Below are 10,481 nucleotides of genomic sequence, written 5' to 3'. Positions count from 1 at the left end.
GGCGCGGGACGCCGTCCGCGCGCGGGCGAGTTCGCGCTCGACATGCGCGCGCATCGAGCCGGCCACCTGCTCTATCCCCAAGGCGGCGGCGTCTTCGCCCTTTGCGCGCAGCCGCCGGGCCTCTCCCAGCAGCGCCTGCAAGGGCGTCTTGAGACCATGGGCAAGGTCACCGGCGCGCGCCCGCGCGTTCTCGATGTCCGTCTCGCGTTGCGCGACAAGCCCGTCCAGCTCGGTGGCCAGCGGCTGCACCTCGCGGGGCCACTTCGTCCCCATGCGCGCACCACGATCCCGGCGCAACGCGGAGACCCGCGCCCCGAGACGGCGCAGAGGCGACAGCCCGAGGGTGACCTGCACCCATTGCGCGGCCACGAGCACGAGCAGGAGCAGGCCGAGATACGGCATCATGTCGGCCACGAAAGCGCGCGTCGCCCGGTCGAGTTCGCCGGCATCCATCGCGACGGCGGCGCGCGCCGAGCCACCGCCGAGCCGGGGCGGCAGCGCCACGGTACGCTCCAGCGCCAGCAGACCCGGCAGTTCTGGCTCCTCGATGCGGTGCACATGAGCCTCTCCGTCGCCAAGAACATCCTCTGGTAGCGCGAGATCATGATCCCAAAGCGAGCGTGACCGCAGCAACGTCTCCCCCGTGGAAACCTGCCAGTACAGGCCACCATAAGGGCGGGCAAAACGCGGGTCGGCCGGCGGGTTCGCAAGTACCAGCTGCCCGTCCCGCCACGCCAGCCCGGCAATGATCTCGTCCAGCTGCACGGTCAGTTCCGACAGCGCGCGCCGTTCGACATGCGTGGCGAAAAGCTGCGCCAGCCCCGCCGCCGCCAGACCGAGCGCGACGATCAGCGCCGCGACCCCGGCGGCCAGCAACCGCCAACGCAACGACAGCGCGCTCACGCGCCGCCCCCGTCCACATAATAGCCAAAGCCGCGCCGCGTGCCGATAACGCCGGCGCCGAGCTTGCGCCGCAGCCGCGCGATCACGGCCTCCAGCGCATTTGCCTCGCGGGCGTCGTCGTCGCCGTAAAGATGTTCCAACAGTTCGCCCGGCGGGATGATCCTGTCCCGGTTCAGCACGAGATAGGCCAGCAAACGGTATTCAAGCGCCGTGAGCGGCACCGGCACGCCGCGCACCGCCGCGGTCATCCGGTTGGTGTCGAGCCTCAGCTCGCCGATGACCTGCACCGCCCCGCCGCGCCCGGCCGCCCGGCGCACCAGCGCCCGGGCGCGCGCCACCAGCTCCTCCATCCGGAAGGGCTTGGGCAGGTAATCGTCGGCTCCCGCCTCGATCCCCTCGACGCGTTCCTGCCACTCGCCGCGGGCCGTCAGCACCAGAACGGGTGTCTCGCAGCCCCCCGCGCGCCAGCGCTTGAGAACGGACAGCCCGTCCATTCCCGGCAAGCCGAGATCCAGCACGATCAGGTCGTAGGATTCGGTATCGCCCAGGAACCACGCCTCTTCCCCGTCGGCGCAGGTTTCGGCTCGAAAGCCCGCGCCGTCGAGCGCCGCCGCGACGTCGGCGGCGATGCGCGGATCGTCCTCAACCGCGAGCGCGCGCATCAGTCATCATCCCCTTCGGCGTCTTCCCGCTCCAGTATCCGTGCGGTCGCCGCGTCCACTTCCAGCTCCACCAGACTCCCATCGGGCAACAGCAGTTCCAGCTCGTAGACCCATCTGCCGTCGTCGCGTTCGAATTCCACCTCGATCACGCGGCCATCCGTTTCCTCCTCGACGATCGAGAGGATGCGGGCAAGCGGCAGCACCTCTCCCCTCTGGAGGGCACCGCGCGCCCGGTCGTGATCGTCGCGGTCCGCAACGGCCGGCAGCGCGGTTGCGAGGACGAGGCCCACGAGCATCATGGAAATCCGCCGTTTCATGGGCACAGTCTCTAACGGCACGACGCTGACAGCAAGCTGACAGCACCCGTCAGGCTGCGATCAGGCGAGTCGGTGCAAAAGGGGTTTGCCAACCGCGGCGACGACGCCGCAACTTGAAAAGGAGCACACCAATGAAGACCCTGAAAATGTCCGTGACCGCCCTGGCCATCGCCGCGGGATTCGCTGCCGCCGGCGCGCAGGCATCCGAGGACGAGAACAGCATGACGGGCGACGTGCCGCCGCGCTCGGAATGGATGAGCGTCAGCGCGCTTGCGCAGAAACTCGAAAAGCAGGGCTATACCGTGCACGAGATCGAAGCCGAGCACGGTGTCTACGATGTCGAGATGACGGATGCGCAGGGGATGCGGGTGGAAGGCTACCTTGACCCGGTGACCGGCGACCCGGTTCGGCGCGGAGGCGATGACGACTGATGCCGCAATCACGCGACAACGCAACGATCCGGGTCTGGGACCCGCTGGTCCGGATCGGGCACTGGGTGCTGGTGGCGGCATTCGCCACCGCCTACCTGACAGAGGGAGAGCCGGAGTGGCTGCACACCTATGCGGGGTACGCCATCGCCGTCACCGTGGCCTTGCGCGTGGTCTGGGGCCTTGCCGGCCCCCGCCACGCCCGGTTTGCCGACTTCGTGACCGGGCCGCGGCGCGTGTTTGCCTACCTGCGCGGCCTGGCGACCGGCCGGGCCGAGCGCCATGTCGGCCATAGCCCGGCGGGCGGCGCCATGACCGTGGCACTGCTCTTCATGCTTGCCGTGACGGCGGTCTCGGGGATGGGCACGCTGGCCGTCGAAGAGGGACGCGGCCCGCTGGCCGGGTTCGTGGTGTCCGCCCCCGAAACCGGCGGCATCCGCGCATCGGGCGAGAACGAGGAGGACTACGGCGAGGACCATGAGGACGAAGCCGGCGAGGCATGGGAAGAGATCCACGAGCTCGCCGCCAACGCGACCCTCCTGCTCGTGTTGCTTCACGTCGGCGGGGTCATTTGGGCCAGTATCGCCCACCGCGAAAACCTTGCCCGCGCGATGGTCACCGGCCGCAAGCGCGCCTGACACACTACCGCTTCCCGGCGGTCCTCCCTAGGCCGCCGGGCATCGCGATCATCGCCCGGATATTTCGCCGGCCCTCAGCGCAGCACGTGCACCGCACACGGCGCATGACGCACGACGCGCGCCGCCGTCGTACCGAGGAAGTAGTCGCTCAGGCCCGGCTTGTGCGAGCCGACGACAATGCAGTCCGCCCCAATCCTGGCCGCATGGTCGTTTATGCTGCGGGCGGGATTTCCCGACAACAGGACCGAGCCGATCCCGGGGTGCTGCGCCACGCGCTCCGCAAGCTTGCGCTCGGCGTCGGCGCGCACGCTGGCGATGGTTTCATCGTCGAGATACGTGCGGACGGAACTGCTGGGCGGTTCGTAGACATGCACCGCCGTGATCTTGCCGTCGGGGCTGAGCAGATGCTGCGCGACCGCGAGGGCCCGGGCGCTGATACCATGGTCAAGCGCAAGACAGATGATGATGTTTTCATACATGGCGCGGTCCTCTCTCCTTGCTTCGGGGCCGGCCCGTTTCCCCGTCTACCAGTTCACGTTGTTCGGCAGCCACGTGGCGATCTCCGGGAAAAGGAAGATCAGGGCGAGCCCCAGAAACTGCAGCGCCACGAAGGGGCCCACCGAACCGTAGATATCCTTCATGCTGACATCATAGGGCAGCACGCCCTTGAGCCAGAACAACACGAACCCGAATGGCGGCGTGAGATAGGCGATCTGGATGTTCACGATCAACAGCGTGCCGAACCACAGCTTGTCGATGCCAAGGCCGTCGATGATCGGGATGAAAAGCGGCGTGCACAGCATGATGATCGCCCAGTCATCCATCACCATGCCCAGCACGAGGATGATGAGCATCATCATCAGCATCACGCCGACCTCTCCCCCGGGCATGGACAGGACCAACTCGGTCAACAGGTCCTGGCTGCCCATCGTGTTGAACACGTTGAGATAGATCGTGGCGCCGATCAGGATCCAAAGGCCCATGCCGCTCAGCTTCAGCGTGGAAATCAGGGATTCCCTGAGCACGTACCAAGTGAGACGGCCATACAGCAGGTTGATAAGAAAGGCCCCGGCGGCACCGAACGCAGCGGCTTCGGCCGGCGTTGCGACGCCGCCCCAGATCACCCCCAGGACGATCACGATAAGCACCGCGAACGGCCAGATGTTCACCACGGCACGCGCCTTTTCCGCGGGGGTGAATTTCATCTCATCCGGCAGCGCGGGCCCCAGATGCGGCTGGAGACGGCACCGCAGGCCGATATACAGCATGTAGAAACTGGCCAGCATCAGGCCCGGCACGATCCCGGCCATGAACAGATCCCCGATCGAGACCTTGGCAAGCAGGCCGTAAAAGATGAACGGAACGCTTGGCGGGATCAGCGCCCCCAATGCGCCGCCGGCCGCGATGGACCCGATGGCGATGGACCTGTCGTACTTGTATTTCATCATCGACGGATAGGCGATCTGGCCCATCGTGATCGTCGCGGGTGGGGTGATGCCCGTCACCGCGGCAAAGACGGTGCACACCTGCACCGTTCCCATCGCCAGACCGCCATGCACATGCCCGATCAGCTTGTAAACCGCGTCATAGGCCGCCTCGGCGATCCCCGAGAAGCGTATGAGCCCGCCCATGAAAAGGAACAACGGCACGGTCACGAGAACCGAATTCCACGGCGTGGAATAAAAGGCGCTTGGCACCGCCAAGAGCGCCCTTGGCTCCATCACGATCGCGAAGAGAACGGCGGTCCCGCCCAGCCCGAAGGCAACCGGAAGCCCCATGAAAAGCAGCGTGAAAAGCAGGATGAAATACAGCGCGGTTACAAGTTCGAGGCTCATGGGCGGTCCTGATCCGAAAGTGGCAGACCGATCGCGACGTGCGCACCGCGGCCCCCGGAATGGCCCCGCATCCGCTCAACCGGCCTTGTTGTTCCTGATGATCGACCGGACCCCGGGCGCGTCCCGGGAGAACCGGAGCATCGTGCTGGGCGCGCGCCCCGCGGGGCGCGCGCCGCCGGAAGTGCCGGCATTCAGTAGGCGCCGATTTCCTTGAGATACGCCTTCCAGAGCTCGACGCCCTTGGCGTTGCCCGCGGACTTCTCGGCGATCTGCGGCCAGACCTCGTTGATCGATTTCTCGCGCATGCGCGCGATTTCCTCGTCGGACAGCTCGATCACCTCGCCGCCCTCGTCGCGAAGGTCCTGCAGCGCGTCTTCCACGCCCTCGGCATGCATCCGGCTGGTCTCGAAATACACGTCCTTGAACACGCCCTCGATCTGGTCACGCTGCCACTGGGTCAGCGCGTTCCACTTGTCGAGGTTGACGTATATCTCCTGGTGCTGTGCAGGGTTCCAGCCCGGCATGATCGCGTAGTCGACCACCTCGGTGAAAGACATGTCGTCGATGCCGCCGGTATCCCAGTAGGTGCCCTCGATCGTGCCCAGCTTTATCGCGGTATAGATGTCGCCCGCATCCATCGACACCGGCGAGCCGCCCATGGTCGAGTGGAACAGGGCCTGCGGCCCGCCCGCGCGCATCTTGTGACCGGCAAGATCCTCGAGCTTGCGAACGGGGAACTTGGTGAACATCGCGTTCGGGCCCTGGTTGCTCCAGCCAACCCAGTGCAGGTTGCGCGCATGCGCGGCCTCCTGCACGATTTCGCCGATGCGGTAGTCCGGGTCGCCCCACATGGCTTCCCATGCCTGTTCCGCGCTGTTGGCCCCCATCGGCATGCCAAAGGCCAGCATTCCCTCGGGCATGTCGCCGCCATACACGGTGGCCCAGCCGGCATAGCCATCGGTCTGGCCGGCCGCGGCGGCCGCGAATGCCTCGGATCCGCTGGTCAGGGCGCCCACGGGTTCGACGCGGACCTTCACGGTGCCTTGCGTCGCTTCCTCGACGGCCTCCACCCACGGCATCACACCGTTATCCCAGCCGGCATCCGTCTGGTCGAAGGCAGGCTGGAAAACCCACTCCGTCACCTCGTCGGGGGGGCCGTCCTGCCCCGCGGCGATGGTTCCCGTCACCGCAATGGCGCCGGCGAGTATGGATGAAACCAAGAATTTTTCGTGCTTCACAGTCTTTACCTCCTACTGTTGGATTGACGTGCTGGTTGTTCTTTTTGTTTCTGGATATCCGCCCGTTGACCTCATGCTAGGCTGCTTCGTCCGCCTGCCCTCCGAATACCGTCCGCAAGTCGATCAGGAAGCGCTTGATGACGAGCATCGCCACGATCACGCCCGTGAACGGGATCGCGAACTTGATCGGGTATATCGGGATCGGCACCGCCGTCGGTGTTGTCTGGTTCAGCATCAGCGAAAACATCGCGGCGTCGTATCCTTTCCAGATCAGGACACCGAGAAAAAGAAAGGTGAACGGCGCCGTCATGACATCAAGGATGGCCTTCGTGCGGGGCTTGGCGTCCGCGTAGAAGAGATCGAGCTTGACGAACGCATCGTGCTTTAGCGCGAACACGCCGCCGGCGCAGGCCAGCAGAACCATCGCCGCCTGCATCGACGTGCCGATCCACATCGACGGTGCATTCAGCACGTACCGCATGAACACGTCCGTGACGCCGAAGATCATGCAGTACAGAACGATCACCCAGCCAATTCGCCCCATGAGTTCGGACAAGCCGTCGATGAAGATACGCAGGTGCCGCCCGATCATCGTGCAATCTCCGTAATGCCCGGCCCGATCCGGGCCGTTCCTTGCGTCACGATCAGCTTGACCGCCCGCGGTAGCATCAATCGGACGGGTCAGCATGAGAAAAGTCTGACCCAGCCTCTCGCCGGAAATATAGAACCAGTTCAGGATCACAGTACATCCAGTTGACTGCGCTCCCGGGCGCAAGAGCGGCCATATCCAGCCCGAAAGGCAAGAAAATCGGGGTGTCCACGGCCAAATCTCCCCACGCGGCGGGGGGCGGCCCGGCAGACTCCGGTGCCGGGTTGATATGGTCAATCCCGCATCGGCACATCGCGGCACGGCCTGTCCGTCGACGCATGGCCGTCATTTTGATGCACGCGCCACCCCCGCGATGCCGTGGGGGCCGCGTAGCGTTATGCCTTGGCGACCCACGCGCGCTGGTCGGCATGGCCCATGCCGGCCAGGATCGGCGTGGCGTTCTGGTGTCGGGTGAAATCCTGTTTGCTGCCGAGCCCGCGCCAGCCGGCCAGCACCAGCGATTGCGCCACCGCGCCCCCCAGCGAGGTGCCGGGGCCCGTGACGATGAAGAGGTCGGGCGCGAATTCGCGCGCCGCGACGGTGACGGCACGGGTGAAATCGTAAGTCTCGGTCACCTGGTGGCCCAGCGTGTAATCCCACAGCGCATGGGTGTCGGTGGCGCCGGGCCACCAGATGGCGCCGCGCCCGTCGATCATCGGCAGGCGGGGCTGGGTGAAGAGGGCGGGCGGCAGGGCGGCGCGGCCGTTTTCGGCGACGGGGCGTTGCAGGTGGGTGTGGAAGGCCGCGTGGCCCGCGAGGCGGAGGGGGAAGCGGCCGTCGATCTGCGGCACGGCCTGTTCGAAGGCGCGCAGGCCGTTGGTGTCGCCCGCCAGCACGAGCATGCCGCCCAGGTCGATGGAAAGGGCGAGGCTATGGTCGTCGCGGGTGTTTATGTCGGCGACTTGCGCCAGCAGCTCGGATTTGCGGGCGGGGTCGGGGTGCCAGTCGTTGTCGAGGAAGGGATAGACGAGCTGGCCGCCGATCAGCGCCGCGTGCATGAGCGTGCCCATCGTGTTGGCGATCTCGAAGCCGCCCTCCGCGGTGACCGCGCCGCCGCAGGCCAGCGCGGAATACCAGCCCATCGAGTTTCCGGTGACCGCGACGGGGCGGATTTCCTCGGTGTTGATGGAGAGAAAGTCACCCAGCGTGGCCGCATAGATGAGACCCGAGGCGTTGTCGCCCCGGGTGAATTCGGCTGGCGAGAAGCGGGCGGCGCCGTCGAGGGCGGTGAGGGGTTTCTGGCCCGCGGCCTGTCGGATGGCGTCGAAGCGGGCAAGCAGGGCCGCATCGGGGAAGTGGCGGGAGAGGTAGCCCAGTTCCGCCTTGTTGTAGGTGCCCCGGCCGGGGCAGACGATGACGGCCGTTTTCATGGTCTGCCCCTCACCAGCTGCGTGGCGGCCGCGACGATGCTGTCGGCCGAGGGCATGGTGGCGGCATAGGCGGGGCCGGTGGCGATGAAGCTGTCATGGGCCGTGAGGCGGGCGTGGGGCAGACCGGTGCGTTCGGTGAGAAGCGCCATCAGCGCCTCGGCCACGCCGCCGCTGCGGCGGGTTTCATCGACGATCAGCACGCGTTCGGCCCCCTTGATGGCGTCGAGCAGCGCGTCTTCGGGCAGGGGGGAGAGCCAGCGCAGGTCGATCACGCGGGTCTCGATGCCGTCCTCTTGCAGCCGTTTGGCGGCCTGGCGGGAGAGGTAATGGCCGTTGCCGAAGCTGACGATGGCCACGTCCGCGCCGGCGCCATGCACGCCCACCGAGCCCAGCGGCAGGGTTTCGCCGCGTGCGGGGTAGGCGCACAACCAGCCGCCATCCCCATCCTCGTGCAGATCGCGCATGGGGTAGAGGGCGATGGGTTCGAGAAAGACGACGACGCGCTGTTCTTCCCGCGCCAGCCGCACGCATTCGCGCAGCATCCGCGCGGCATCGGCCCCGTTGGAGGGGCAGGCGAGGATGACGCCGGGGATGTCACGGATCACGGCGACGGAGTTGTCGTTGTGGAAATGCCCGCCGAAGCCCTTCTGATAGCCCAGCCCGGCGATGCGCACGACCATCGGGTTGGTGAACTGGCCGTTCGAGAAGAAGGGGAGGGTGGCCGCCTCGCCCCGGATCTGGTCCTCGGCGTTGTGGAGGTAGGCGAGGAACTGGATCTCGGGGATGGGCACAAAGCCGTTCTGGGCCATGCCGATCGCCAGCCCGAGGATGGATTGCTCGTCCAGAAGCGTGTCGATCACCCGGTCGGGGCCGAAGCGGGTGACGAGTTTCTGCGTGACGCCGTAGACCCCGCCCTTGGCGCCGATATCCTCGCCCATCATGACGATCTCGCCATGTTCGAGCATCAGGTCGGTGAGCGCCCAGTTGATGAGGCGCGACATGATCTGCGGCTCTTCCCGCGCCTTGAGGTCGGCGCCGAAGGCCGCCTCGCGCGTGGCGGCGTCGGGGCCGTTGGTGGGGGCGCAGGGGCGCGGCGGGGGGACGAGGCTTTCCATCACGTCGCCGGCGGTTTCCAGGCGCGGGCGGGTCACGGCCTCTTGCGCGACACGTTCGACGCGGGCGCAGGTGTCGTTGTAGATCCCGAGCGCCTCGGCCGGCTCCAGCGCGCCGGATTCGGAGAGCAGGCGGACGGAGTGGAGGAGCGGATCGTTGGCTTCCTCGGCCTCGACCTCGGCGCGGGCCATGTAGGTGGTGGGCATGTCGGCCCCGGCATGGCCGTAAAGCCGCACGGTGCGGACATGCAGGAAGGCAGGCCTGCGGCGGGTACGCACGTAGTGGGCGGCCTGTTGCGCCGCGCGGTAGGTGTCGAAGATGTCGAGCCCGTCGCAGGAGACATATTTGAGCCCCGGGCGGTTGGCGAAGCCTGAGGCGATCCAGCCCTTCGGGGTTTTAACGGAAATGCCGATGCCGTTGTCCTCGCAGACAAAGAGAAGCGGCAGGGGAACCGACTGGTAGGCGGTCCACCCGGCGGAGTTGAAAGCCCCCTGCGCGGTGGAGTGGTTGGCCGACGCGTCGCCGAAGGAGCAGATGGCGATGGCGTCCTCGGCATACTGGCGGTGTTCGGGCGGGCGGCGGCGGGCCAGCCCGATGGCATAGGCCGCGCCCACCGCCTTGGGCAGGTGGCTGGCGATGGTCGACGTCTGCGGCGGGATGTTGAGCGCCTTTGAGCCCAGCACCTTGTGCCGGCCGCCCGAGATCGGGTCTTCGGACGAGCAGGCGAAGGACAGGAGCATGTCCCATGTCGTTGTCTGGCCGGGGACCTGGGCGCTGCGGGCGATCTGGAAAGCGGCGTCGCGGTAATGCAGGAAGGCCGGGTCGGTGGGGCGCGTGGCGGCGGCGACGGCAGCCATACCTTCGTGGCCGGAGGAGCCGATGGTGTAATAGCCCTGCCCCGCCTTCTGCATCGCCCGGCTGTGCCGGTCGAGCGCGCGGGAGAGGCACTGGGCGCGAAAGAGCGCCACCGCCTCCGTACCGGTCAGCGGACCGGCGGGCTGCGCCCCCGCGGGCAAATCACCTGCCGCCACCCGCCGCAGGAAGTTGTCATGCACGATCTGGGCCCTGTCCATTGTCCCTGTCCATCTCGTTCTCATCACATCGTCAGGCCGGGCAGTCGGCCAGCGCGATTGGCACAGGCCCCTGCCCTGAACCGGCAAGATCACGTCGCGGGCAATGCAGGCCTGCCGCCCTCCTTCTCATACCCGCGACGCCAGCGTGTCCTGCTTTCATCGGCTCGGCCGGGCACCCTGCCCCGTGGCATACTGCCGTGCTTTAGGGGGAGGAAAAAGGCGAAACCTGCACCCCGACACCGAAGAAAATCGCCG

General features: G+C 66.9%; 10 protein-coding genes and 1 pseudogene. 2 read left to right on the top strand and 9 right to left on the bottom strand.

Going from position 1 to position 10,481, the window contains the following annotated elements:
- The 3 genes and pseudogenes from ACH13J_RS13060 to ACH13J_RS13050 form a co-directional block, all read right to left on the bottom strand.
- Positions 1–903: pseudogene (locus ACH13J_RS13060) on the bottom strand (sensor histidine kinase); the annotation flags it as partial.
- Positions 900–1,565, bottom strand: a complete 666-nt coding sequence (locus tag ACH13J_RS13055; protein WP_397543781.1) for a response regulator — start codon at positions 1,563–1,565, stop codon at positions 900–902. The gene ACH13J_RS13055 and the pseudogene ACH13J_RS13060, both read right to left, overlap by 4 nt.
- Complete coding sequence (locus ACH13J_RS13050; protein ID WP_397543780.1) at positions 1,565–1,882, bottom strand: PepSY domain-containing protein; 318 nt, start codon at positions 1,880–1,882, stop codon at positions 1,565–1,567. Before ACH13J_RS13050 ends, ACH13J_RS13055 begins: the two co-directional genes overlap by 1 nt.
- A gap of 131 nt (positions 1,883–2,013) precedes the next feature.
- On the opposite strand from ACH13J_RS13050, the gene ACH13J_RS13045 reads away from it, so the two are divergent.
- Together ACH13J_RS13045 and ACH13J_RS13040 are read left to right on the top strand one after the other, a co-directional pair.
- A complete protein-coding gene (locus ACH13J_RS13045; RefSeq protein WP_397543779.1) occupies positions 2,014–2,313 on the top strand; it encodes a PepSY domain-containing protein in 300 nt (99 codons plus the stop codon).
- Positions 2,313–2,948: a cytochrome b/b6 domain-containing protein gene (locus tag ACH13J_RS13040; protein ID WP_397543778.1), complete on the top strand. Its 636-nt coding sequence runs from the start codon at positions 2,313–2,315 to the stop codon at positions 2,946–2,948. The genes ACH13J_RS13045 and ACH13J_RS13040 overlap by 1 nt, the downstream gene beginning before the upstream one ends.
- Positions 2,949–3,022: 74 nt before the next feature.
- Here the strand turns inward: ACH13J_RS13040 and ACH13J_RS13035 are convergent, their stop codons facing one another.
- The 6 genes from ACH13J_RS13035 to ACH13J_RS13010 all read right to left on the bottom strand — a co-directional run bounded on the left by ACH13J_RS13035 (position 3,023) and on the right by ACH13J_RS13010 (position 10,226).
- Positions 3,023–3,427 (bottom strand): universal stress protein, encoded by a 405-nt coding sequence (locus ACH13J_RS13035; protein ID WP_397543777.1) that lies wholly within the window; start codon positions 3,425–3,427, stop codon positions 3,023–3,025.
- 45 nt (positions 3,428–3,472) lie between these two features.
- Positions 3,473–4,783: a TRAP transporter large permease subunit gene (locus ACH13J_RS13030; protein WP_397543776.1), complete on the bottom strand. Its 1,311-nt coding sequence runs from the start codon at positions 4,781–4,783 to the stop codon at positions 3,473–3,475.
- 191 nt (positions 4,784–4,974) lie between these two features.
- On the bottom strand, positions 4,975–6,003 hold the full coding sequence (locus ACH13J_RS13025) for a TRAP transporter substrate-binding protein DctP (RefSeq protein WP_397543775.1): 1,029 nt from the start codon (positions 6,001–6,003) through the stop codon (positions 4,975–4,977).
- 94 nt (positions 6,004–6,097) lie between these two features.
- On the bottom strand, positions 6,098–6,613 hold the full coding sequence (locus ACH13J_RS13020) for a TRAP transporter small permease subunit (protein WP_397543774.1): 516 nt from the start codon (positions 6,611–6,613) through the stop codon (positions 6,098–6,100).
- Between the two features lie 392 nt (positions 6,614–7,005).
- Entirely contained in the window at positions 7,006–8,040 is a 1,035-nt protein-coding gene (locus ACH13J_RS13015) for an ACP S-malonyltransferase (RefSeq protein WP_397543773.1), read from the bottom strand.
- Positions 8,037–10,226 carry a thiamine pyrophosphate-dependent enzyme gene (locus tag ACH13J_RS13010; RefSeq protein WP_397543772.1) on the bottom strand — a complete coding sequence of 730 codons (2,190 nt, stop codon included), beginning with the start codon at positions 10,224–10,226 and terminating at the stop codon, positions 8,037–8,039. The genes ACH13J_RS13015 and ACH13J_RS13010 overlap by 4 nt, the downstream gene beginning before the upstream one ends.
- Between the last annotated feature and the right edge of the window lie 255 nt (positions 10,227–10,481).

The organism is Roseovarius salis, from assembly GCF_044472985.1.
Classification (GTDB): Bacteria; Pseudomonadota; Alphaproteobacteria; order Rhodobacterales; family Rhodobacteraceae; genus Roseovarius; species Roseovarius salis.
The sequence above is the reverse complement of the archived record's forward strand: the minus strand, read 5'-3'. Positions and strand labels throughout refer to the sequence as shown.

Bases quoted from the DNA above. Each gene is read 5' to 3' on its own strand.
- ACH13J_RS13055 (WP_397543781.1), bottom strand. From the start codon at position 1,565: ATGCGCGCGCTCGCGGTTGAGGACGATCCGCGCATCGCCGCCGACGTC.
- ACH13J_RS13050 (WP_397543780.1), bottom strand. From the start codon at position 1,882: ATGAAACGGCGGATTTCCATGATGCTCGTGGGCCTCGTCCTCGCAACC.
- ACH13J_RS13045 (WP_397543779.1), top strand. From the start codon at position 2,014: ATGAAGACCCTGAAAATGTCCGTGACCGCCCTGGCCATCGCCGCGGGA.
- ACH13J_RS13040 (WP_397543778.1), top strand. From the start codon at position 2,313: ATGCCGCAATCACGCGACAACGCAACGATCCGGGTCTGGGACCCGCTG.
- ACH13J_RS13035 (WP_397543777.1), bottom strand. From the start codon at position 3,427: ATGTATGAAAACATCATCATCTGTCTTGCGCTTGACCATGGTATCAGC.
- ACH13J_RS13030 (WP_397543776.1), bottom strand. From the start codon at position 4,783: ATGAGCCTCGAACTTGTAACCGCGCTGTATTTCATCCTGCTTTTCACG.
- ACH13J_RS13020 (WP_397543774.1), bottom strand. From the start codon at position 6,613: ATGATCGGGCGGCACCTGCGTATCTTCATCGACGGCTTGTCCGAACTC.
- ACH13J_RS13015 (WP_397543773.1), bottom strand. From the start codon at position 8,040: ATGAAAACGGCCGTCATCGTCTGCCCCGGCCGGGGCACCTACAACAAG.
- ACH13J_RS13010 (WP_397543772.1), bottom strand. From the start codon at position 10,226: ATGGACAGGGCCCAGATCGTGCATGACAACTTCCTGCGGCGGGTGGCG.